Source organism: Aliirhizobium cellulosilyticum, assembly GCF_014198105.1.
GTDB lineage: Bacteria > Pseudomonadota > Alphaproteobacteria > Rhizobiales > Rhizobiaceae > Neorhizobium > Neorhizobium cellulosilyticum.
Genome location: NZ_JACIGW010000002.1, coordinates 785,739 through 809,007 on the forward strand (window position 1 = coordinate 785,739; position 23,269 = coordinate 809,007).

General features: G+C 59.3%; 24 protein-coding genes. 15 read left to right on the top strand and 9 right to left on the bottom strand.

Features of this window, described 5'->3' with window-relative positions; genetic code table 11:
* Nucleotides 1-32 precede the first annotated feature (32 nt).
* On the bottom strand, nt 33-2,045 hold the full coding sequence (locus GGE33_RS12545) for a methyl-accepting chemotaxis protein (protein WP_183823516.1): 2,013 nt from the start codon (nt 2,043-2,045) through the stop codon (nt 33-35).
* 477 nt (nt 2,046-2,522) lie between these two features.
* Between GGE33_RS12545 and rpmH the strand changes: the two genes are divergently transcribed.
* From rpmH to yihA, 4 genes are all read left to right on the top strand, one after another.
* Nucleotides 2,523-2,657 carry a 50S ribosomal protein L34 gene (gene rpmH, locus GGE33_RS12550; RefSeq protein ID WP_112458319.1) on the top strand — a complete coding sequence of 45 codons (135 nt, stop codon included), beginning with the start codon at nt 2,523-2,525 and terminating at the stop codon, nt 2,655-2,657.
* Between the two features lie 24 nt (nt 2,658-2,681).
* Nucleotides 2,682-3,074: a ribonuclease P protein component gene (gene rnpA, locus GGE33_RS12555; protein WP_148148342.1), complete on the top strand. Its 393-nt coding sequence runs from the start codon at nt 2,682-2,684 to the stop codon at nt 3,072-3,074.
* Nucleotides 3,074-4,879, top strand: a complete 1,806-nt coding sequence (gene yidC / locus GGE33_RS12560) for a membrane protein insertase YidC (RefSeq protein ID WP_183823518.1) — start codon at nt 3,074-3,076, stop codon at nt 4,877-4,879. The genes rnpA and yidC overlap by 1 nt, the downstream gene beginning before the upstream one ends.
* Before the next feature lie 134 nt (nt 4,880-5,013).
* Nucleotides 5,014-5,661 carry a ribosome biogenesis GTP-binding protein YihA/YsxC gene (gene yihA, locus GGE33_RS12565; protein ID WP_210297746.1) on the top strand — a complete coding sequence of 216 codons (648 nt, stop codon included), beginning with the start codon at nt 5,014-5,016 and terminating at the stop codon, nt 5,659-5,661.
* A 16-nt stretch (nt 5,662-5,677) separates the two neighbouring features.
* Here yihA and GGE33_RS12570 read toward each other — a convergent pair whose 3' ends face one another.
* A complete protein-coding gene (locus GGE33_RS12570; RefSeq protein WP_183823520.1) occupies nt 5,678-6,055 on the bottom strand; it encodes a hypothetical protein in 378 nt (125 codons plus the stop codon).
* A 263-nt stretch (nt 6,056-6,318) separates the two neighbouring features.
* Between GGE33_RS12570 and argB the strand changes: the two genes are divergently transcribed.
* On the top strand, nt 6,319-7,206 hold the full coding sequence (gene argB / locus GGE33_RS12575) for an acetylglutamate kinase (protein ID WP_148148346.1): 888 nt from the start codon (nt 6,319-6,321) through the stop codon (nt 7,204-7,206).
* Nucleotides 7,207-7,255: 49 nt separating this feature from the next.
* On the opposite strand, the gene GGE33_RS12580 is transcribed toward argB, so the two are convergent.
* Nucleotides 7,256-8,158 (bottom strand): DMT family transporter, encoded by a 903-nt coding sequence (locus GGE33_RS12580; protein WP_183823522.1) that lies wholly within the window; start codon nt 8,156-8,158, stop codon nt 7,256-7,258.
* A 105-nt stretch (nt 8,159-8,263) separates the two neighbouring features.
* On the opposite strand from GGE33_RS12580, the gene GGE33_RS12585 reads away from it, so the two are divergent.
* Nucleotides 8,264-8,977 (top strand): pyrimidine 5'-nucleotidase, encoded by a 714-nt coding sequence (locus tag GGE33_RS12585; RefSeq protein WP_183823524.1) that lies wholly within the window; start codon nt 8,264-8,266, stop codon nt 8,975-8,977.
* 120 nt (nt 8,978-9,097) lie between these two features.
* Nucleotides 9,098-9,733, top strand: coding sequence for an EF-hand domain-containing protein (locus tag GGE33_RS12590; RefSeq protein ID WP_183823527.1), 636 nt, complete (start codon nt 9,098-9,100; stop codon nt 9,731-9,733).
* Between the two features lie 83 nt (nt 9,734-9,816).
* On the opposite strand, the gene GGE33_RS12595 is transcribed toward GGE33_RS12590, so the two are convergent.
* Entirely contained in the window at nt 9,817-10,677 is an 861-nt protein-coding gene (locus tag GGE33_RS12595; RefSeq protein ID WP_183823529.1) for an LOG family protein, read from the bottom strand.
* A 138-nt stretch (nt 10,678-10,815) separates the two neighbouring features.
* On the opposite strand from GGE33_RS12595, the gene dapD reads away from it, so the two are divergent.
* Genes dapD through GGE33_RS12610 form a run of 3 tightly spaced genes read left to right on the top strand, consistent with a single transcriptional unit; the run spans nt 10,816 to nt 13,467 of the window.
* Complete coding sequence (gene dapD, locus GGE33_RS12600; RefSeq protein ID WP_183823531.1) at nt 10,816-11,676, top strand: 2,3,4,5-tetrahydropyridine-2,6-dicarboxylate N-succinyltransferase; 861 nt, start codon at nt 10,816-10,818, stop codon at nt 11,674-11,676.
* A 14-nt stretch (nt 11,677-11,690) separates the two neighbouring features.
* The gene (dapE, locus tag GGE33_RS12605) at nt 11,691-12,887 is read left to right on the top strand and encodes a succinyl-diaminopimelate desuccinylase (RefSeq protein ID WP_183823533.1); all 1,197 of its coding nucleotides are present in this window, start codon (nt 11,691-11,693) and stop codon (nt 12,885-12,887) included.
* Nucleotides 12,871-13,467: a hypothetical protein gene (locus tag GGE33_RS12610; protein WP_183823535.1), complete on the top strand. Its 597-nt coding sequence runs from the start codon at nt 12,871-12,873 to the stop codon at nt 13,465-13,467. The genes dapE and GGE33_RS12610 overlap by 17 nt, the downstream gene beginning before the upstream one ends.
* Nucleotides 13,468-13,523: 56 nt before the next feature.
* On the opposite strand, the gene truA is transcribed toward GGE33_RS12610, so the two are convergent.
* From truA to def, 3 genes are read right to left on the bottom strand one after another with little or no spacing between them, the layout of a single operon-like run.
* A complete protein-coding gene (gene truA / locus GGE33_RS12615; protein WP_183823537.1) occupies nt 13,524-14,279 on the bottom strand; it encodes a tRNA pseudouridine(38-40) synthase TruA in 756 nt (251 codons plus the stop codon).
* Nucleotides 14,279-15,226: a methionyl-tRNA formyltransferase gene (fmt, locus tag GGE33_RS12620; RefSeq protein WP_183823539.1), complete on the bottom strand. Its 948-nt coding sequence runs from the start codon at nt 15,224-15,226 to the stop codon at nt 14,279-14,281. Before fmt ends, truA begins: the two co-directional genes overlap by 1 nt.
* Before the next feature lie 56 nt (nt 15,227-15,282).
* Complete coding sequence (def, locus tag GGE33_RS12625) at nt 15,283-15,798, bottom strand: peptide deformylase (RefSeq protein ID WP_148145961.1); 516 nt, start codon at nt 15,796-15,798, stop codon at nt 15,283-15,285.
* Between the two features lie 112 nt (nt 15,799-15,910).
* On the opposite strand from def, the gene GGE33_RS12630 reads away from it, so the two are divergent.
* From GGE33_RS12630 to GGE33_RS12640, 3 genes are all read left to right on the top strand, one after another.
* Nucleotides 15,911-17,113, top strand: coding sequence for a DNA recombination protein RmuC (locus GGE33_RS12630; protein WP_183823541.1), 1,203 nt, complete (start codon nt 15,911-15,913; stop codon nt 17,111-17,113).
* A 49-nt stretch (nt 17,114-17,162) separates the two neighbouring features.
* Nucleotides 17,163-18,062: a ribokinase gene (locus GGE33_RS12635; protein WP_148145963.1), complete on the top strand. Its 900-nt coding sequence runs from the start codon at nt 17,163-17,165 to the stop codon at nt 18,060-18,062.
* A gap of 185 nt (nt 18,063-18,247) precedes the next feature.
* Entirely contained in the window at nt 18,248-20,584 is a 2,337-nt protein-coding gene (locus tag GGE33_RS12640) for a methyl-accepting chemotaxis protein (protein WP_183823544.1), read from the top strand.
* 44 nt (nt 20,585-20,628) lie between these two features.
* On the opposite strand, the gene GGE33_RS12645 is transcribed toward GGE33_RS12640, so the two are convergent.
* Complete coding sequence (locus GGE33_RS12645) at nt 20,629-21,570, bottom strand: nucleoside hydrolase (RefSeq protein WP_183684933.1); 942 nt, start codon at nt 21,568-21,570, stop codon at nt 20,629-20,631.
* Between the two features lie 189 nt (nt 21,571-21,759).
* On the opposite strand from GGE33_RS12645, the gene GGE33_RS12650 reads away from it, so the two are divergent.
* Nucleotides 21,760-22,188 (top strand): Hsp20 family protein, encoded by a 429-nt coding sequence (locus tag GGE33_RS12650; protein WP_148145966.1) that lies wholly within the window; start codon nt 21,760-21,762, stop codon nt 22,186-22,188.
* Between the two features lie 43 nt (nt 22,189-22,231).
* Nucleotides 22,232-22,486 carry a BQ00720 family protein gene (locus GGE33_RS12655; RefSeq protein ID WP_183823546.1) on the top strand — a complete coding sequence of 85 codons (255 nt, stop codon included), beginning with the start codon at nt 22,232-22,234 and terminating at the stop codon, nt 22,484-22,486.
* 24 nt (nt 22,487-22,510) lie between these two features.
* Here GGE33_RS12655 and trmB read toward each other — a convergent pair whose 3' ends face one another.
* Nucleotides 22,511-23,215, bottom strand: coding sequence for a tRNA (guanine(46)-N(7))-methyltransferase TrmB (gene trmB, locus GGE33_RS12660; RefSeq protein WP_148145968.1), 705 nt, complete (start codon nt 23,213-23,215; stop codon nt 22,511-22,513).
* Nucleotides 23,216-23,269 lie beyond the last annotated feature (54 nt).

The window sequence follows — 23,269 nt, forward strand, 5'->3', positions numbered from 1 at the left end:
GCCTTAAATTTCGGTAATGTTCAGGCTGGAATTCAGAATTCTTCCCAATCAGCAACGCTCGCCGCTGCTTTGGCCGAGCCACCTCCGCCCAAGGCACGGCTGAGAGCTGCGGTCAGTTTTCTTGCCGGGGAAGCTTGCGGGCGATGAGAGGCTTCGGCCGGCACAAGACGAGGCAAGCGGCTATCTTCCTCGGCAATCCTGAAGTGCGATACAAGACGATAAAGTGCATCGGCTTCAGTAGATAGCTTGCTGGTCGCAGCAGAACTTTCTTCAACCATGGCGGCATTCTGCTGGGTGACATGGTCCATCTGGTTGACCGCGGTATTTACCTCGGCAAGACCGGTCGCCTGCTCCTTCGATGCCACGGCGATCGAATGGATATGGTCATTGATGCGGCTGACGCGCGCTTCGATTTCCGACAGGGCTGCTCCGGTCTTCTGAACCAGTTGAACGCCGCCTGCGACTTCCTCGCCTGACTTGCCGATCAGCGACTTGATATCCTTCGCCGCGCTGGCGGAGCGTTGTGCGAGTTCGCGGACCTCCTGGGCGACGACGGCAAAGCCTTTGCCTGCTTCCCCGGCCCTCGCCGCTTCCACACCCGCATTCAGAGCCAGAAGGTTGGTCTGGAACGCGATCTCGTCGATGACATTGGTAATCTGGGCGATCTCACGCGAGGCCTGCTCGATTCGTCCCATCGCTTCGATGGCATTGCGAACGACCGCGCCGGACTGGATCGCGCTTTCCTTCGCCTCGCCGACCATGGTGGTCGCTTCATTGGCCCGCTCGGTCGAGGTCCTCACGACGGAGGTGATCTGATCGAGAGCGGCCGACGTTTCTTCAAGGGCTGCCGCCTGCTGCTCGGTGCGCTTCGACAGATCATTAGCGGCAATGCTCAGTTCGGACGCGCCGTTATTCATGGCACCGGTGGCATTGCGCACCTTACCCATGGTGGACTGAAGTGTCTGCATCGTACTGTTGACGTTTTCCTGCAGTTCGGCAAATGCGCCCTTGAAATCTCCCCGCATGGCGTCGGTGAGATCGCCATCGGAAAGGCTTTTCACGACGCGGCGCGTTTCCGATACGCCGGCATCGATGCTTTTGACGAGCTGGTCGATATTGCGGGCCACACGGTCAAGGCTTTCGACACCCCATTGCTTATCAATGCGACAAGTGAAATCGCCCTCGGCTGCAGCTTGGACAACGGCAGACATACGCGTCTGCAGATCGTCACTCTTTGCCTTCAAACCCGCCTCGGCATCGGTCATGCGGGCAACTTCCAAGCCGTTCGTCTTGAAGACTTCGACGGCTGCGGCCATGTCGCCAATTTCGTCCCTGCGGCCGGAAAATGGCACGGCGGCATCATAATCACCGTGAGCAAGGCGCCCCATCGAAGATGTCAGCTTAAGGATAGGACCGCTAATCTGGCTGCGTCCAAGATAAAGGCCAAAGCCCAGGCCACCGCCGACACCGAGAATGGCAACGAGAAGAACGGAGTAGAAGATCAGGTTACCGAAGGACGTCATCTCTGCGCTTAACACGTCCAGTTCGGCAACATCTGAGGCAACGACCTTGTCGATCTCCCCCTGATAGGCTTTGCGGTTTGCGCGGTTGGCGTCGTTGTTACCCTGAACATTGGCAGCCTGCGGCCCTTCGGTCGCGCCGAGGCGCACCGTTTCGGTGCGGAATGCCTTGAACTCTGTGAAACCTGCCGTGAGCTTGTCGAATTGCGCCTTCTGCGCTGCTGGAACGACAGCGGCCCAATCGGCAATCAGCTTTTCCATGTCGGCGAGACTTTTCGTCACGCCTTCACCAAAAGGCTTGGCGGATGAGACATCCTTCGCCGCATACATACCGCGAGCGTCCATAACCACCGCGGTCACCAGGCGGTTGAGCCGCTCGCCCTTGTAGACGCGATCAGCGATATTAGCGTAGGCGCTCTGCTTGTCATGGTATTCGCTCACCGCGAATACCGACAATCCGGCAATTGCACATGCGACAAGGCTCATCAACCCTACGAGAAGGTTGATCTTTACTCCAATTTTCACGGTAACGCCCTCCAAAGACACTAGAACAGCGCCAAGATCAGCCGCTATTCTTGATGACTGTGAAAATTAGCATAAAATCGTTAATAATGGCTGATCGAAAGCACCACCCGACTTTAGACGCGCAAGCAAAATTCTCCCGCTCGCATGACTTATTTCGCGATATATTTTCTCACGACTTGAGCCATTGCCCACAACATAGAAAAAACTTCGCCAAAAACACAACCAAAGAAACTACGCCTGACGCGAGCTATATTAATAATTGCATTCGTAATCGCTTAAATAATGGATGGCAAAACGGCGGCTTTCCGGTCATCCGGGGCTTGCGGATTGACTTTCGGGCTTAACCTGAACTATATGCCCGCGCGCTCAGGCAGCGGCTCGCAACCTGCATATCCGCATGCCAGCGCATTTTCCGAAACGCTCTTGCTTCGATAGAGGCAATCTTCAAGAAGGGCCGCACACCGCGGCATTAAAAAAATGAAGCGTACCTACCAACCGTCCAAGCTTGTTCGCAAGCGTCGTCATGGTTTCCGTGCCCGCATGGCTACCAAGGGTGGCCGCAAGGTTCTTTCGGCTCGTCGCGCACGCGGCCGTGCCAGTCTGTCGGCCTAACGGCCGACTTGCCCGGACCGGGCAGTGACGACGAGTAAAGACAAGAAAAACACTGTCGGGCGGCTGAAAAGCCGGCCGCAGTTTCTTGCTGTTCGGAAAGGCGAAGCACGCCGCGGGAGAACCTTTCTCCTTGAAGTTCTCGACCGCAAGCAGCCCGATGAGCCGCCACGTGTAGGCTTCACCGTTACCAAAAAGCACGGAAACGCCGTCGAGCGGAACCGGATGCGCCGGCGCCTGAAGGAAGCGGTGCGCAAATCCGCCGGATTTGCAATGGAAAATGGACACGACTATGTGATCGTCGCGCGCAGGGAGGTGCTCGGCATTTCCTTCTCAAATTTGACCGAACAACTTGCAGCACGGATTGAAGGCAGGCAAAAGCCCAAGTCTGTCTCAGGAACCTCCTCCAGGAAAGCATGATGGAAAAAAACCGAAATTACTTCATCGCGATCGGCCTATCGGTCGTCATCGTCCTTGCCTGGCAGTTCCTTTATATGAACCCGCGCATGGAAGCGCAGCAGCGTGCCGCTGAAGCCCAGCAGGCACTGCAGCAGCAGCAAGCCGCGCAAAACCCGACCCCATCGCCGGAAAACGCCGGTGCTACCGCGACGACCGGCAACCTTCCGGGTGCAGGTCAGGCCGAAGCGACCGCGACACGCGAGCAGGCGCTTGCCAAGTCAGAGCGAGTCGAAATCGATACTCCGGCCGTTTCCGGCTCGATCAACCTGACAGGTGCGCGCTTCGACGACCTGAAACTGCGCGAGTATCACGAGACCGTCGATGACTCGAGCCCGCTCATCACGCTCTTCTCGCCCTCCGATACCAAGGAAGGCTATTTCGGCGAAATCGGCTACATCGGCAGCGACACGAGCGGACAGACGCCGGGTCCCGGCACGAAGTGGACACTCACCAGCGGCCAGAAGCTGACCACGACCACACCGGTGACGCTTTCCTTCACCAACGACAAGGGCATCTTGTTCAACCGGACGATTTCGATCGATGATCACTATATGATCACCGTATCGGACAAGATCGAGAACCCGGGCTCTGAAGCCGTAACGCTCTCGTCCTATGGCCGCATCACCCGTAACAACAAGCCGGTCACACCGTCCGTATGGGTCATTCATGAGGGCTTCCTCGGCGTTTTCGGTTCCGACGGCAGCCTGAGCGAGCATACCTATTCCAACGTCGAAGAAGATGCAGTCACGAGCGCCAAGGCAACCGGCGGCTGGCTTGGCATTACCGACAAATACTGGGCCGCGACGATCGTACCGCCGCAGTCATTGCCTTATGAAGGCCGATTCACCCACTTCACCGATGGCCAGCCGCGCTACCAGGCTGACTACAAGAGCGATGCGCTGACCATTCAGCCCGGCCAATCGACTGAGCTGAAGAACATGGTGTTCGCAGGCGCCAAGCGCGTTCCGCTCGTCGACCGTTATGCCGAAGAATACAAGATCCCGCATTTCGACCTTCTTATCGACTGGGGCTGGTTCTACTTCATCACCAAACCGATGTTCCAGCTGATGGACTTCTTCTTCCGTCACGTCGGCAATTTCGGTGTTGCGATCCTTCTGACGACCATCGTCGTGAAGCTGATCTTCTTCCCGCTGGCCAGCAAGCAGTATGCTTCGATGGCCAACATGAAGCGCATGCAGCCGAAGATGGAAGAACTGAAGGCCAAGCACGGCGACGACCGCATGGCGCTGCAGCAGGCAATGATGGCGCTCTACAAGGAAGAGAAGATCAACCCGATCGCCGGCTGCTGGCCGGTGCTCCTGCAGATCCCGGTCTTCTTTGCGCTCTACAAGGTTATCTACGTCACGATCGAGATGCGCCATGCACCGTTCTTCGGCTGGATCCAGGACCTTTCCGCGCCGGACCCGACCTCGCTGTTCAACCTGTTCGGTCTTCTGCCCTACGACGTGCCGCACTTCCTGATGATCGGTGTCTGGCCGCTCGTCATGGGCATCACGATGTTCCTGCAGATGCGCATGAACCCGACGCCGCCTGATCCGACGCAACAGATGATCTTCAACTGGATGCCGCTCGTCTTCACCTTCATGCTGGCATCCTTCCCGGCCGGTCTGGTGATCTACTGGGCCTGGAACAACACGCTGTCGGTCACGCAGCAGGCCGTGATCATGAAGCGCCACGGTGCCAAGATCGAGCTCTTCGACAATCTCAAGGGCCTGTTCAAACGAAAGCCTGCGACAAGCAAGTAAATCAGGAAAACCCCGGCATCGACCGGGGTTTTCTTTTGAGGGCGGTATGGCGCATCTCACCCGAGATGCTTGACATCTGACGCCAAAACCCGGATGCGATCTATTTTCCAGAAGATGCAGAGATAGAAAAACGAATGACCACCAACGACAAGCCTCTGTTCGGTCGCCCCTGGATCTTCATCCGTGGTGTGCCTTCGATGAAGTTCCTGCCGCCGGAAGGCCCTCTGGAAGTTGCCTTCGCAGGTCGTTCCAACGTGGGCAAATCATCGCTCATCAATGCTCTGGTTGGCCAAAAAGGCTTGGCGAGAACCTCCAACACACCCGGTCGGACGCAGGAACTGAACTATTTTGTGCCCGATGGATATTCGGGTCAGGAGGGCGACCTGCCGCCAATGGCTCTCGTCGACATGCCGGGCTATGGCTATGCGCAGGCGCCAAAGGAAATGGTCGATAACTGGACGAAACTCGTCTTCGACTATCTGCGCGGACGTGCGACGCTGAAACGCGTCTATGTACTGATCGACAGCCGGCACGGGCTGAAGAAGAATGATGACGACGTTCTGGACCTGCTCGATAAGGCCGCCGTATCCTATCAGATAGTGCTGACCAAGACCGACAAGATCAAGGAACCGGCCGTGCCGAAGCTGATCGAGGAAACGCTCGAAAAGATCCGCAAGCGCCCGGCTGCGTATCCGTTCGTTCTTTCCACATCATCGGAGAAAGGAAAGGGTCTGGACGAGTTGCGAGCTGCGATTGGCGAGGCCGTAACGCTGACAATCTAAACGCCGGCGGGCATGCTCAGAGTGCAAGCCATCCCGACTGGAAAGCCGCGTAGGTCACGATACCGAAAACCAACATCACGCACATTGCACGCCAGAAGCTAATCGAGTTCCAGCATCTTCCTGCAACGGCCAGTTCGCGGCTGAAGCTTCTCTTTGACACAAGAACCGGAAAATGTGCCTGAAGCCTAAGTCGCGCTTTGGGATCGTTATACGGCTCGTCGTAATCCGAAAGATTGTCTTCCCACCGCCGGACCGTTGCCGCAAAAGAGGGATCGCGGGCCATACGCTTCTCGATGCCCCGGCGAGCCTCGGGAGGCAATACGCCCAACACATATTCGCCCGCGAGAACTTGATCTCGTGAACGGTCACTTTCGCTCTGGTTCGGAGTCGTCATAAGTCGCGCGATCTTTTTCCGGTGTGTGTTCTGTGTCTTTTTATTTGGGTACGCAAACAATGCACGAACACCAAAACAGGGTCGGCTTCTCGTTGTCTTCTGTCAACACGCCCGGCATCACTAAACGGTGGGTAACGCGCCTGCGCAATGCGTCATAAAGACAGCAGGGCCACGACGCGGTTATTCCGAAAACTTTGTAGTGATTATTCCTTCTGACAAAAACTTGCGCTAAAAGCGCCCCACCTTTGATGTGAGGGATTTTCATGACGACGTCGGACAGCGAACTCCAGGCCAAACTCCTTGCTCAGGCTCTGCCTTACATGCAGCGCTATGAGAACAAGACGATCGTGGTGAAATATGGCGGCCACGCGATGGGCGACACCGAACTTGGCAAGGCTTTTGCCGCCGATATCGCGCTTCTAAAGCAGTCCGGCGTCAACCCGATCGTCGTGCATGGCGGCGGCCCGCAGATCGGCGCAATGCTGACCAAGATGGGCATCGAATCGAAATTCGAAGGCGGCCTTCGCGTCACCGACGCCAAGACGGTCGAGATCGTCGAGATGGTACTTGCCGGCTCGATCAACAAGGAAATCGTCGCGCTGATCAACCAGACCGGCGAATGGGCGATCGGCCTGTGCGGCAAGGACGGCAACATGGTCTTCGCCGAAAAGGCGAAGAAGACCGTCATCGATCCCGACAGCAATATCGAGCGCGTGCTCGATCTCGGCTTCGTCGGCGAAGTGGTCGAAGTCGACCGCACGCTGCTCGACCTGCTCGCCAAGTCCGAAATGATCCCGGTCATCGCACCGGTCGCTCCCGGCCGCGATGGCGCGACCTACAATATCAATGCCGACACGTTTGCGGGCGCGATTGCCGGTGCGCTGCATGCAACCCGCCTGCTCTTCCTCACCGACGTTCCGGGCGTGCTCGACAAGGACAAGAACCTGATCAAGGAACTGACCGTCGCGCAGGCGCAGGCGCTGATCAAGGACGGTACCATTTCCGGTGGAATGATCCCGAAGGTCGAGACCTGCATCGACGCGATCCGCTCCGGCGTACAGGGCGTCGTCATCCTCAACGGCAAGACCGCCCATTCGGTGCTGCTCGAGATCTTCACCGAACGCGGCGCAGGCACGCTGATCGTGCCCTGATCGCGCACGAGATCGAATGATGAAGGCGCCGCAAGGCGCCTTTTTCGTTTCAGCCTGCCAGAAGCCCGAGAATGCCCGCCACGATCAGCAGGCAACCGATCACTTCAATACGGTTGATCCGCTCGTGGAAGAGGAAATACGAGGCCATGAAAGTGAAGACGAGTTCGATCTGGCCGAGCGCGCGGACATAGGCCACCTGCTGCAGCGTCATGGCGGTGAACCAGCAGGCCGAGCCGAGGACGCTGGCAAGGCCGACCAGCGATGAAGAGCGCCATGTCTTCAACACCGTGACGATCTCGCCCTTGTCCTTCCATGCCATCCAGACCAGCATGAAGATCGTCTGGAAGGTCGTGACGCAGGCAAGCGTCATTGCCGCCTGCATGATCGAATTGGGGCCATCGAGCGACAGGGACGCGCTGCGATAGGCGACGGCAGAAATGCCGAAGACGGCACCGGAAGCGATGCCGACCAGTGCCGTACGGCTGGCCAGCGCCGTGACGGTATTTTTCCATGACAGCGGCATGCGCGCCATGGAGATCAGCATCACGCCGATGACGCCGGTGATGATCGCGCCGATCGCGCCAACCGTCAGCTTTTCGCCGAGCAGGATGAAGCCGAAGATCGCCGCCTGAACGGGCTCCGTCTTCGAATAGGCGGTGCCGACGGCGAAATTTCTGAGCGAGAAAAGATGGACCAGCATGATGGTGGCAAAGATCTGCGCCAAGCCGCCGATCACCACCCAGATTGCAAAGGTCCAGTTGATCTGAGGGACCGCAAAACCTGCGAGCTGGTGGAGCAGCACGACATAGAGGATCGCTACCGGAAAACCGTAGCCGAAACGGACGAAGCTCGCGCCACGGGTGCCGAGCCTGCCCTGAAGATGCTTCTGCAATGCCGATCGCAGGTTCTGCAGGAAGGCGGCAGCAATGGTGATGGGGATCCAGAGTTCCATGTTTCAGCCGGTATCATGCAGGCGGATTTGTCGCCAAGCCGCAAGCGGCGGCGAGCCGTCGCCTTTTCGATTTTCTTTATCAGCAAGGCAGTGCATAAGCGGGATATGGACAAGAAACCCAAGATCTCAGCCGACGCCACAGATTTTTCAAAGATCCGCGATTGGGTCTTCGATCTCGACAACACGCTCTACCCGCATGACATCAATCTCTTCGCCCAGATCGATGTGAACATGACGGCCTATGTGCAGGAACTGCTGCAGCTTGAGCGAGACGAAGCACGCGCATTGCAAAAGCGCTATTACCACGAGCACGGCACGACGCTTCAGGGCCTGATGCTGAACCATAGCATTGATCCGGACGGATTTCTGGAAAGGGCGCATGCGATCGATTATTCGATACTGGTCCCGAACCCGGATCTGGGAGATGCGATCAAGGCGCTGCCCGGCCGAAAGTTCATCTTCACCAACGGCAGTGTTCCGCATGCCGAAGCGACAGCCCGCGCGCTCGGCATCCTCGACAATTTCGACGATATTTTCGATATCGTCGCGGCGGGTTACGTCCCAAAGCCGGCGGGTGAGACCTATGACAAGTTCGCCAGCCTTCATCGGGTCGATACGGCCAATGCCGCCATGTTCGAAGATCTGCCGCGTAACCTCACCGTTCCGAAAGCGCTCGGCATGCGGACCGTTCTGCTCACGCCGCGCAATCTCGACGACGTGCTGATCGAGCGCTGGGAGACGTTTTCCGACGAGGACGATCACATCGATTACGTGACCGATGATCTCGCCACATTCCTGAAGGGGATCGTGCAGGGCTGAGGCTTGAAGTCCTGGCCCAGCATTACAAAGAATTCATCCACATTACGGGAGTTTAAGTGGTCGCCGGGGCTTGGCGGCCATAGCTTGAGGTCATCGAAATAAAAGGGAAGGAAACTCTCGATGACCGCCAAGAAGATCGTTATTGCGACGCTCGGAGCCGTATTGGTCGCAGGAGCCGCAATCCCGGCATTCGCCGCACCCGAACGGCCTGACCGCGGACCAGGCGGCCGGCATGGCTCTCACGCCATGATGCGTGGCGCGATGATGAAGGACGTGACCTTCGTTCGCCTTTTGAAGAGCGCCGATACCAACAAGGACGGCAAGATCTCCAAGGAGGAAATGGCCGCCAGCCAGGAGGCCCTGTTCAACCAGATCGACGCCAACAAGGATGGCAACATCACGCGCGGCGAGCTTGTCGACTATCGCATCGCCAAACGGGAAGAGTTCGCCAAGAATAATCCGCGCCCGGAATTGGCTGAAAATGCCGAGCGCAAGGATGGCGATGGTCCGCGGCATGAACATGCCGACCGCGACGATCGACGCCATGACGGCCGACACGGCGAATTCCGAAAGGCCCGCTTCGAACGCCACGGCGGCATGGGCGGCGGTCGCTTCTTCCGGATGATCGATGAAGACCGAGACAACAAGATCACCAAGGCCGAAGCTTCTGCTGCCAGCGACAAGCTGTTTGCCAGCATGGACACCAACAAGGACGGCGTAATTTCCATCGACGACCTGCCGGACCGCCCCCTCTAGTTCCCCGCCCCCCGCATAACGGAACTAGCCCGGCAGTTGTCGACAAAGGCCCGCCTCTCCCCCGAGGGGCGGGTCTTCTATTTTTATTTCTCGTAGAAATCCTGAATGACTTTCCAGGCTTCGTCGGCGGTCTCGACGAAATTGATCAGCTCGATATCTTCCGGCGCGATCGTGCCGAAATCGGCCAGCGCTTCGAAATTGATGATGCTGCGCCAGAATTTTTCAGCAAACAGGATGAGCGGAATGCGCTCCATGCGCTTGGTCTGGATCAGCGTCAGCGCCTCGAACATTTCGTCCAGCGTGCCGAAGCCGCCGGGGAAAACAGCAACCGCCTTCGCCCGCATCATGAAATGCATCTTGCGGATGGCGAAGTAGTGGAAGTTGAAGGAGAGTTCAGGCGTCACATATGGGTTCGGCGCCTGCTCGTGCGGCAGCATGATATTGAGGCCGATCGTCGGCGCGCCCGCTTCCGTTGCACCACGATTGCCCGCCTCCATCACGCCGGGTCCGCCGCCGGTGACGACGACATATTCCTTGTGGTCGAACTTCGCCGAATATTCCCCGCAGAGCGCGGCAAATTTACGCGCTTCGTCATAATAGACGGAGGCCGCCTGGAGATTGTTGTGCTGGGTCTCGTTATGGGCTGCCCAGGGCTTCTCACCGGGAGCGGGAATACGCGCGCCACCGAACAGGACCACCGTCGAAGCGATCCCCTTTTCGGCAAGGATCATCTCAGCCTTCAGAAGCTCCAGCTGCAGACGAAGTGGCCGCAACTCCTTGCTGCAGAGGAAATCCTCATCGGCAAAGGCCAGACGATAAGACGGAGATTGCGTCTGCGGTGTCTTGGGCTGGGCAGCGGCAGCGTGCTTGTCGGCCGTGCTGTCCTTCAGCGGTTCCCACACCTTATCCTCATTTCCCCGCGCTTCTGACCTTCTCTTCGACATGCTGATGCTTCCTTCCCGCGCCAACCGTGGTTGACGCCAATTCACATTGACGCTTGAGTGGCGGTCGCTTAGAGCAAATGGGACCAAATGACCACCTTCCCAGCCATCACGATACCGCGTGACGTTTAAGGATCTTCCATGAGCAGCTTCGACCTCGCCGCCCTCGAAAAGACAATCGAGACCGCTTTCGACAACCGCGACAGCGTCACCGTCTCGACCAAAGGCGAAATACGCGATGCCGTCGAAACCTCGCTCAACCTGCTCGACGGTGGCCAGGCCCGCGTCGCGGTTCGCGGCGAAGACGGCACCTGGGCTGTCAACCAGTGGCTCAAGAAGGCCGTTCTCCTCTCCTTCCGCCTGAACGACATGGAAGTCGTCAAGGGCGGTCCGGGCAACTCCACCTGGTGGGACAAGGTTCCGTCCAAGTTCGAAGGCTGGGGTGAAAACCAGTTCCGTTCCGCCGGTTTCCGCGCCGTGCCGAATGCAGTGGTACGCCGTTCGGCCTATATCGCCAAGAACGTCGTGCTGATGCCGTCCTTCGTCAATCTCGGCGCTTTCGTCGATGAAGGCACGATGGTCGATACCTGGGCAACCGTCGGCTCCTGCGCGCAGATCGGCAAGCATGTGCATCTTTCGGGCGGCGTCGGTATCGGCGGCGTGCTCGAGCCGATGCAGGCCGGTCCGACGATCATCGAAGACAATTGCTTCATCGGCGCCCGTTCGGAAGTCGTCGAAGGCTGCATCATCCGCGAGGGCTCGGTTCTCGGAATGGGCGTCTACATCGGCAAGTCGACCAAGATCGTCAATCGCGCCACCGGCGAAGTGACCTATGGCGAAGTCCCGCCCTATTCCGTCGTCGTCGCCGGCTCGATGCCGTCGGGCAATGCAACGATGCCCAACGGCCTCGCGGCTCCGCATCTCTACTGTGCCGTCATCGTCAAGACCGTCGATGAGAAGACCCGTTCCAAGACGGGTATCAACGAGCTGCTGCGCGACTAATAGAGACCCATCCGATGTCTGTTTCCGATCCGATTGCAAACCTGCAAACGCTGATCCGTTGCCCTTCCGTCACCCCGGCGGAAGGCGGCGCGCTTTCGGCACTCGAAGCGATGCTTGCGCCTCTCGGCTTTACCGTTGAGCGGATGATCGCGACTGAGCCGGGTCTTCCCGACGTCGAAAACCTCTATGCTCGGCTCGGAACAGACGGGCCGCATCTGATGTTCGCCGGCCATACGGATGTCGTGCCGGTCGGCGATGAAAGCGCGTGGAGCCATCCACCCTTTGGGGCAGAGATCGCCGATGGCGAGATGTTCGGCCGCGGAGCGGTCGACATGAAGGGCGGCATCGCCTGCTTCATCGCAGCTGTCGCCCGTCATATCGAGAAGCATGGCGCGCCAAAAGGATCGATCTCCTTCCTGATTACCGGCGACGAGGAAGGTCCTTCCGTCAACGGTACGGAAAAGCTTTTGAAATGGGCCACTGACAAGGGTGAGCGCTGGGATGCCTGCCTGGTCGGCGAACCGACCAATCCCGACATGCTCGGCGACATGATCAAGATCGGCCGCCGCGGTTCCGTGTCCGGCAAGGTCACGGTGTTCGGCGTGCAGGGCCATGCGGCCTATCCGCATCTGGCCGACAATGCAGTTCGCGGTCTTCTGCCGCTTGCTTCGGCGCTGATGGACCCGCCCTTCGACGCCGGTACCCCGGAGTTCCCGGCGTCCAATCTGGAAGTGACGACCGTCGATGTCGGCAATCCTGCCACCAATGTCGTGCCGGCCAAGGCAGGCTTCGCCTTCAATATCCGCTTCAACGACACCTGGACGGCCGATACGGTGAAGGCCGAGATCCTGCGCCGGCTGGACGAGGCTGCCTCCGACCAGACGCTGCGGCCGGATCGCCAGCCGACCAGGTACGAGATCACCTGGGCAGAGCGGCCGAGCCATGTGTTCCTGACCCGCAACAACGCGCTGATCGGCTCGCTTTCTTCCGCCGTCGAAGCCGTGACCGGCAAGCAGCCGGCGCTGTCGACCACCGGTGGGACGTCTGATGCGCGGTTCATCAAGGATTATTGCCCCGTCGTCGAATTCGGCCTTGTCGGACAGACCATGCATATGGTGGATGAGCGTGTCGCCCTTGCCGATCTCGAGACGCTGACCCAGATCTACGGAACCTTCCTCTCCCGCTGGTTCGGCGATGCCTCCATTTCCTGAAGTCAAATTCTACATCAGCGGCCTCTGGCTGCTTTTCAAAGGTGATGCGCAGGGCCTGCAGCGGCTCGACATGACCGATCGCGGCATGATGCGGTCGTTCTGGGCCTTCGTCTGGTGCCTGCCGGCCATGTTCGTCTATTGGACCGGGATGCGGTTCGCCTTCCTCTCTGCGAGCACGGAAGGAACCAAGGCAGGTCTCGGTTTTTATCTGAGGCTCTTTATGGTCGAGGCGATCAACTGGATCCTGCCGCTTACGCTGCTCGGCGTTCTTTGCCTGCTGCTGAAGACCGAACGCAAGTTCACCGCCATCGTGGTGGCGACCAACTGGCTTTCGGTTCCGATATCCTATGCCTATGCGGTGCTGACGCTGCTGCTGTTTCTCGTGCCGTTTGCAGCTGGCCTCATCGCACTCGTGCAGCTTGCCCTGCTGATCGCGACGATTTTCGCCATTTCCCGCTTCGTGCGTCAGATTTGTGGACCGGAGCCGCTTGTGGTCGCAACAACCATGCTGGTGCTGCTGGTGCCGGGTCTCATCGTCGCCGACCTGCTGCAATCCTATCTCGGCGTGTCGCCCTACTGATTTATGCCAGCGCAATTCCGGACGCAAAACCGGTTCCCGCTTTTGCTGGAATTGCTTCAAGCATCGCCGGGATAATCGACCTTCATGAAATAGAGGCCTTCCGGTGGCGCAACCGGGCCGCATTCCTTGCGGTCTCGCGCTTCAAGCGCTCTGCGCACGTCGTCAGGTGACATCTTCGCTTCACCGGCGAGCTTCAGCGTCCCGGCGAAGGAGCGGATCTGATTGTGCAGAAAACTTTGCGCGCTGGCGCGGATTTCGATCAGGTCGCCGGAGCGTGTCACATCCAGCCGGTCCAGCGTCCTCACCGGGCTTTTGGCCTGGCAATGGGTGGAGCGGAAGGTGGTAAAGTCATGGTGACCGACGAGCATCTGGGCGGCGGCGTGCATCGCCTCGTGGTCGAGTTCCTTCGGCACCCACCAGGCCTGACCAGCCTCGATCGCCAGCGGTGCCGGGCGACTGATGATGCGATAGAGATAATGCCGCTTCACCGCCGAAAACCGCGCATCGAAATCATCCGAGACCTGCTGCACATCGATGATCGAGACACGCTCGTTCGCCATCATCAGATGGGCATTGAGCGCATTGCGCAGCTTGAACGGTTGCCACTCGCGGGTCAGATCGGCGTGGATGACCTGGCCCCTCGCATGAACACCTGAATCGGTACGGCCTGCCCCGCGAACAGATACCGTTTCGCCGGTGAGCGACAGGATGCCGTTCTGCAGGGCAGCCTGTACGGAATGGCCGTTTTCCTGCATCTGCCAGCCGACATAGGATGTGCCGTCATATTCGACGGTCATGCGGAACCGCGGCATCAGGCAGCCCCGACCGGAAGTTTGGTGCCCTTGGGCAGATGCGTGCCGCGCAGGAAATCGGCCGCATCCAGCGGCTTGCCGCCCGCCTTCTGCAGGCGGGTGAGCTTCACGGCGCCCTCGCCGCAGGCAACGATCAGCGTATCGTCGAGAAGCTCTCCGGCGGCACCGCTTCCTTCTCCGATGGCAGAGCTGAGAACCTTGATACGTTCAGGCTTGCCGTTGATCTCGGCTTCGAACCATGCGCCCGGGAAAGGCGAGAGACCACGGATATGGTTATGAACGTCACGCGCCGGCTTGGAGAAATCTATGCGGGTTTCGGCCTTGTCGATCTTGGCGGCGTAAAGGACGCCCTCTTCCGGCTGCGGCGTCAGCGGCAGGTCGTCGGCTTCGAGCTTTTCCATCGCCTCGACCATGGCGCGGGCGCCGACGAGCATGAGCTTGTCATGCAGTTCGCCGGCCGTCATCGCTTGCGTGATCTCAACTTCTCTCGTCAGCGCCATCGGGCCGGTATCAAGTCCCTTTTCCATCTTCATCACGATCATGCCGGTCTTCTCGTCGCCGGCCATGATGGCGCGCTGGATCGGCGCTGCACCGCGCCAGCGCGGCAAGAGCGAAGCGTGGCCATTATAGCAACCGAGCTTCGTGCCTTCGAGGATCGCCACCGGCAGAAGCAGGCCATAGGCCACAACGACCGCGACATCCGCGTCGAAATCGCGAAATGTCTGGCGATCTTCTTCCGCCTTGAAATTCAACGGTGTGAGAACCGGAATACCGAGCAGTTCGGCGGCCTGATGCACCGGCGATTTGGTCAGATCAAGCCCGCGGCGACCGGCCGGGCGCGGCGGTTGGGTGTAAACCGCAACGATCTCGTGGCCGGCCTGCTTGAGGTTCTGCAATGTCGGCACGGAAAAATCCGGCGTGCCCATGAAGATGATGCGAAGTGACATGGGACTTCTCGCGCCTCGCGGACGCGCCTTCCGTTTTCAGTCAGGTAGACCGAGACCTAAACAGCCTTGCCCTTGGCAAGCTTGGTGAACCTCTTGATTACCATGTCACGCTTCAGCCGCGAGATGTGGTCGATGAAAAGCACGCCGTTCAGATGGTCGATCTCATGCTGCAGGCAGGTGGCAAGCAAGCCGTCCGCTTCGAGCATATGTTCCTTGCCGTCGCGCCCGACATATTTCACGCCGATCGTAGCCGGTCGCTCGACCTCGGCATAATAATCCGGGATCGAAAGGCAGCCTTCTTCGTAAACCGAGAGCTCATCCGAAGATTTGACGATCTGCGGGTTGATGAAGACCTGCGGGTTCTTCTCTTCGTCCTCGCGCGACACGTCGATTACGAGCATTTGCTTCGGCACGCCGATCTGGATCGCGGCGAGACCGATGCCCGGCGCGTCATACATGGTTTCGAGCATGTCATCGGCGAGCTTGAGAAGCTCGGCGTTAACGGTTTCGATGGGCGCCGAAACCTGCCTAAGAAGCGGATCGGGAAGGATGATGAGCGGCTTGATTGTCATGCCGCCCCCATAGCGCATCTTTTGCGTCGATGGAACAGGTATGCAGCATGCTTCTTGGCGTATGTTCACGTTTTGATCTTTCGTTGCTAATGCAATCTGCTAGAGTGGCGCCATGAGAGAGATCCTTGCCCATATCCTGCCGCCTGATTTTGTACTACCAATCCTGCTCATAGGAGCAGTTCTCGCCGTTCTGGCGGTCATCATCGCGCTTTTCGCCATCCTTCGCGGCGGCCGCCAACGCGAAGAGATGACGCAGCGCACGATGGATGCGGAAGCGCGCCTGGCCGAACTGGTGCGGATGCAAGGCGAGATGCACGGGCGTGTCGCCGCCATGGCCGAGACGATCACCAGCCGTCAGGCCGAACTCAATCATGCCGTCAACCAGCGGCTCGATGGCATGACCCACAGGCTGGGCTCGACGATTACCGAACAGACCAAATCGACGCATGAAAACCTGCGTAAGCTGCAGGAGCGGCTGGCTGTCATCGATGCGGCACAGAACAATATCCAGACGCTGGCCAAGGATGTCGTTGGTCTGCAGGCGATCCTTTCCAACAAGCAGACGCGCGGAGCATTCGGCCAGGGCCGGATGGAGACGATCGTGGCCGACGGCCTGCCGCACGGGGCTTATTCCTTCCAGTCGCCGCTTTCCAACGGAACGCGACCGGATTGCGTGATCCGTATGCCGAACGGCGCACCGCCGCTGGTGATCGACGCCAAATTCCCGCTCGAAGCGTGGACTGCGTTTCGCGAGGCCGCCTCGCCCGACGCGCGGCGTGCTGCCGCCCAGCAGTTCCGGCGAGATATGGACGTCCATATCAGGGACGTCTCGGAAAAATACCTGATTGCCGGCGAAACACAGGATACCGTGCTTCTTTTCGTGCCGTCGGAATCGATCTTTGCCGAGATCCACGAGCATTTCGATGCGGTGGTGCAGAAGGCTCAGCGCTCCCGCGTGGTGATCGTCTCGCCCTCACTGCTGCTTCTATCGATCCAGGTCATTCAGGCCGTGCTGAGAGACCAGCGAATGCGCGAGCAGGCGCATCTGATTCAGGGCGAGGTCGGCCTGCTGATGGAGGATTTGACGCGGCTAGATGACAGAACGCGCAAGCTGCAGTCGCATTTCCTTGCCGCGGAAAAGGATGTCGAGCAGATACTGACCTCTACCGAGAAACTGACCCGACGTGGCAACCGGATTACTTCGCTGGAGCTGGAAGCACCCGCGAAAGCCGAGCAATCGGCAGATGCACCGCCGCCGAAATCGGTCGAGAGCCGTACAGGTCTTCTGCGGCTTCGGGTAGTTGACGAGGACTAGTGCCGTCGGGCAGTGTCCGCGCATATCAACACGCATGGCAGGGCACTTCATGATCACCGTCTTCGGCTCCATCAATATGGATCTTATCGCCACAACGGCAGAATTGCCCAAGCCGGGCGAGACGGTTCCAGGTCAGACATTCTCGACGGCCGCTGGTGGCAAAGGCGCCAATCAGGCACTCGCGGCACGGCGGGCTGGCAGCCGCGTAAAAATGTCGGGTGCAGTCGGGAGCGATACATTCGCAGACCCGGCACTGGAACTTCTGAAGGCTGCCGGTACGGACCTTTCTTCTGTTCTGAAGGCTCGTGAACCGACGGGGACGGCACTCGTCCTTGTCGGCGGCGATGGCGAGAACATGATTGTCGTCATTCCCGGTGCCAACGGCACGATCACCGCCGATGAGGCCGTCAAGACGGTCGATGCAATGGCCGCGGGCGACATTCTGATGCTGCAGCTCGAAATTCCGCCAGCTGCCGTCGAGGCCGTGTTCAAGGCTGCGCGAGAAAAAGGCGTTACCACTATCCTTAATACCGCACCATTCACGAAAGAGGCGGTCCGGCTGTCCTCTTTGGCAGATATCGTTGTTGCCAACGAAACGGAATTCGATCTGGTATCAGGCGAACCTGCGGCCAGTGCCGAAGCCCGCATAGCGGCCCTGAATAAGCTGCATTCGGAAAGCGGTCAGACATTCGTCGTGACGCTCGGTGGCGATGGTGTCATTGCCATTCGCGATGGCGAGATCCTGACGGCCAAGGGACTTGTCATCGAGCCCGTCGATACGGTGGGAGCCGGCGATACGTTCTGCGGCTACCTGGCTGCCAGCCTCGACCAGGGCCTGACCTTCGCGCAGGCCCTTCGTCGGGCAGCGGTCGCCGGGTCGCTCGCCTGCCTTTCGCGTGGCGCCCAGCCTTCGATCCCTCTTGCCGAAGCCGTGGATCAGAAGCTGTAAAAACCTCTCATCGGCCTGGAAAACCGGGCCGATGCCTTGTTGCAATTTCAGTCAAATTTAACAGATGCCAGGTAGCGTCGCTGCGGCATCTTCTTCTTAAGGCGTCAGCCGAGCAGAACGCCCCATGACGGGGCCTTCACTTGCCATGTCAGCGATCTCCGCCCCACGGATCCACGAGGCAAGTCATGTCCTTCCTGCGCCTGAATTCCCTTTCGAAAAAACTGATCGTCGTCACCAGCATTGCCATCGCGCTACTGCTCATCGTCTCCAATTTCTTCATGATCTCCCAGACAAGCGACAGGGTGACCACGCTTACGCTGGAGCAGGCCAATGCCGAAGCGCGTTCCATCGGCAACGAAGTTGCGGCCGAAATCGGCCAGCTTGCGGGTGCGGCGCGCGCGATGGCCGGCGTTGTCGGCCGCGGCCACGAGGCGGGCTATCTCGATCGCAAGAATGTCATCGATGCGCTGAAGGCCAATCTCGAACAGAACACCTTTGCCTATGGCAGCTGGTTTGCCGAAGTTCCCGGCGCGTTCGACGGCCGGAACGCCGAGTTCATCGGCAATGGCGAGTTCGGCGGCAACAAGAAGGGCGAACTTGCTCCCTACTGGACCAAAAACAAGGCCGGCAACATCGCCTATAGCGTCTTCGAGGTCGACACCCAGGCGGAATGGTATGCCCTGCCGGCAGCGTCAAAAAAAGGCGCGCTGACCCAGCCCTATATCGAAAGCTCGACCGGCGACAAGACCGCCATGAGCTCGATCGCCTACCCCGTCATGTCCGGTGACAAGCTCATCGGCATTGCCGGCGTCGATGTTTCGATGGCAACGCTTTCGAGGACCCTGCAGGCGATGCGTCCCTTCGGTTCCGGCCGGGTTTTGCTCGTCTCTCAGGGCGGCAAGTGGATCGTTCCGGATATCGCCGACAATCTGATGAAGCCGGTCGAGGGCCAGGGCACGGACGTGCTGCTTTCGACACTGAAATCCGGCAAGCCGGCAACGATCGACAATCTGGCCGGCCCTGATGGCGAACTTTACGAGCGGGTCGTCTATCCCTTCACTGTTCCAGACCTCAACACCAGCTGGGCTGTCGTCGTCGATGTGCCGATGAGCGTGATCATGGCTCCGGTCACCGACCAGACCTTCATGATGATCGTCAGCGGCATCCTCCTGCTCAGCGCCGTCATCGTCACCCTCTCGGTTGCCAGCGGCTCGCTGCTGCGCCGCCCGCTGAACGCCCTGCTTGCCAGCGTCGGACAGCTTGGCGAAGGCAGGTACAACGAGGCCGTACAAGGCCAGGACCGAAATGACGAAGTCGGTGCGCTGGCGAGATCGCTGGAAGGTTTCCGCCACACGCTGGCCGATGGCAAGCGGCTCGCTTCGGAAGCCGAAACCCAGCGCAGTGCCGCCGAAGACCTGCGCCATCGCTCGGCGGCCGAGCGTGAAGCCGCTGCCCGTCAGCAGGCGCATGTGGTGGAGCTTCTCGCTTCAGGCCTTGCGGAACTTTCCAACGGCAACCTGCAGCATCGCCTGACGGGTGAATTCCCAGGTGACTACGAGAAGCTGAAGCACGACTTCAACAGCGCTCTCGAGAGCATCGAAAACACCGTCATCTCGGTCGCCTCGTCAGTGCAGAATATCGGTAACGGCACGCGTGAAATCACGGCCAGCACTGGTGACCTGTCTCACCGCACCGAGCAGCAGGCGGCAAGCCTTGAACAGACCGCCGCAGCGCTGAACGAGTTGACCGAGCAGGTCAACTCCAGTGCCGAAAACGCCGGCACGGCAGCCTCAACGGTCAATCTTGCCTGTGAAGACGCCGAAAAGTCCGGCGAAGTGGTGCAGAAGGCCGTCGCTTCCATGCAGGCCATCGCGCATTCCTCGCAGGAGATCTCGCGCATCATCAGCGTTATCGACGAGATCGCCTTCCAGACCAATCTTCTGGCGCTGAATGCCGGCGTCGAGGCAGCCCGCGCTGGTGAAGCCGGCAAGGGATTTGCCGTCGTCGCGCAGGAAGTGCGGGAACTGGCGCAGCGTTCTGCGACCGCGGCAAAGGAAATCAAGACCCTTATCAATGCCTCTACGACGCAGGTCAACGAGGGTGTGGACCTTGTCGGCAAGGCCGGCGATGCGCTGCAGAAGATCGCAATCCAGGTCATGCAGATCAACGGACTGATCCGCCAGATTTCCTCTTCCGCCGGCGAGCAAGCGGTGGGGCTGAAGGAGATCAACTCGACCGTCAACCAGATGGATCAGGTGACGCAGCAGAACGCCGCCATGGTAGAAGAGACGACCGCTGCCAGCGCCGTGCTGAATGGCGAGGCGGAAACGCTCAGGGATCTCGTCCAACGCTTCCGCACCTCGGCTCCAAGCGTCGGTTCAGCGCAGCCGCTTCGTCAGATGGCGCAGAGAATGCAGTCTGCGGCTCCGCGCCGAGCTGAGGCGCCCGTCTATGCACCGCGTAAGGTGGCAGGCGTTTCCCATGGCTCGGCAGCCGTTGCGGAAAGCTGGGAAGAGTTCTGAGAAACACGATGGGGTGCCGCCCGTGAAGGGCGGCACCCTGAACTTCAGAGGCGCGCGACGCGTTCCGTCAGCAGCGCGAAGAAACCGTCGGCATCGACATTGCGCATGAAGGTCGCGTTGCGCCTGCGGTCGGTCACATGCCACCAGTCGACCACGGTCATACCGACCGTCAGTTCTGACTCGACCTCGATCTCCACATTGCAAAGACGACCAGAGAAGAGTTCCGGCTTCAGCAGATAGGCAATCACGCTCGGATCATGCAGCGGCCCGCCATCGGAACCGTATTTCTCGATATCAAAGCGTTCGAAGAAGGCCAGCCATTCAACCAGAACCTGGGCGGGACGCGTGCCGAGCGCCGCGATCTTTGCAACGCGGTCCCGTGTCGTCAGAAGCTGATGCGTCACGTCCAGCGGCATGATGACGGTCGGGATGCCGGCGTCGAAAACGATCTTGGCCGCTTCCGGATCAACATAGATGTTGAACTCGGCCGCCGGCGTGATGTTGCCGCCTTCGAAGCAGCCACCGCCCATCATCACCAGTTCCTGGATACGGCTGGCGATATCCGGCGCCTTCTGCAGTGCCAGCGCGAGGTTGGTCAGCGGGCCGAGCGTGCAGATTGTTACCGTTCCGGAAGGCTCGCAGCGCAGCGTCTCGATGATGAAATCGATGGCATTCTGAGCCTGCGCCTGCATGGTCGGTTCAGGCAAATCAGCACCGTCAAGCCCGGTCTTGCCATGCACATGCTCGGCGGTCACCTGCGGCCGGTTGAGCGGCTTCAATGCCCCCTCGTACACCTTGGCATCCGGCTTGCCGCAGAGTTCGCAGACGATGCGCAGGTTACGGCTGGTAAACGAGAGGGGGACATTTCCGGCAACGGCACAGAGGCCGAGGATTTCCAGTTCCTCAGGGCTTGCGAAAGCCAGCATCAGCGCTGCGGCATCGTCCTGGCCTGGGTCGGTATCGATAATGATCTTACGTGGCGACATTGTTCATCCCCTGAATTCGAGGGGGATTGGTGGAGGCCTGCGCAAGCTTTGTCAAGCACGGCAGGAGCAGCTTTCACGCAGCAGATCATCCGCCGCAACTTGCGCTTCCGATGTCGGCAACCCATATAAATCACGGTACCGGCGTGCCTTCTGGGCGTCGGCATGGTCGCTTGATGCAAGGACTGAACGATGACCCGGATGACACCCTTCGCGAGCCCGCTACTGCTGGGCTTCGATGCGATGGAAAAAACACTCGAACGCCTCGCCAAGGCGAATGAAGGCTACCCGCCATACAATATCGAGCGAATCAGGTCGGGCATTGCCGATGGCCATGAGAAACTGCGCATCACGCTTGCCGTCGCCGGCTTTTCGGAAGACGAACTTGACGTTACGACCGAAGAAAATCAGCTGGTGATCCGCGGTCGCCAGATCGAGCAGCCGGAGCGCGATTACCTCCACAGAGGCATTGCTGCACGCCAGTTTCAAAGGGTTTTCATGCTTGCAGACGGGATGGAAGTCTCCTCCGCCCTCTTGAAGAACGGCCTTCTCTCGGTCGATCTGGTGCGCCCGGAACCGCAACGCGTAGTGAGAAAAATTAACATTTCCGTCTCAGACTAGAACGTGTCGGCATCAAGGCCGACGCCCTCAAGCGGAGGCTGGAATGCTTTTGAAAGCGAACACGCATTTGTCGCAATCCGAACTCGCCCATCTCGGTGCTGGTGAAGTTGGGTATATTCGCAGGATGCGGTCTGAAGAAGTCTCCCGCTGCTTTCCCGAAGCTCCCGATATGGATCCAAGCTTGGACCTCTGGGCTTTGTTCGGCGCCGACGGCACGCCGATCCTGTTGACCGACAACCGGTCCAGCACCTTCTTCAAGGCAGCAGAAGACGACCTGAAGACGGTCAGCCTGCACTGACCGCATTTCTCTTAAGGGCCGTTCTCAGGCCCTGATAAAGGTCAGATAGGCTGAGGAGCGCCCTTCCCTGCGGGCCTTGTTCTCGTAGCGCGTTCCCGGCCAGCCGGCATAAGGCGTCAGCCAGTCGGAAGACTGCTCCGCCTGCCAGGCAAAACCGCCGTGGTCACGGCAATGCATCAGCGTATGATTGATATAGGTATCGATATCCGAGGCAAAGCAGAACGTGCCGCCGGGTTTCAGCACGCGATGGAAACGATCCAGGTTGACCTGTGAGACGAAGCGACGCTTCCAATGCTTCCGCTTGGGCCAAGGATCGGCATAGAGAAGGTCTATCTGGTCGATCGAGCCTGCCGGCAACCAGTCCAGCACCTGCGTCGCATCATCGTCGTAGACGCGAATGTTCTTCAGATCATGGATCTCGACCTGCGACAGCAGCTTCGCCATCGAGTTGACGAAGGGCTCGACACCGATGAAACCGGTCGTTTCGTTTTCCCGGGCGCGATGAACCAGATGTTCGCCGCCGCCGAAGCCGATTTCAAGCCGCATACGCTCGACCGGAGCCGGATAAAGCGTGCGCAGGTCGTCCGGCGCCGGTGATGCGAGATCGAGCTTGAGGGCCGGCAACAACGTCGCCATGCCTTCGGCCTGACGCTCGCGGAGAGGCTTGCCCTTCCGGCGGCCGTAAAACGCTTCCGTTGCCCGCGTTGGGTGCTGCTGCTCGTCAGTCATGATCTCGTCGTCCAAAAACAAAGAAGCGGATGCCCGCAGAAGGCACCCGCTTTA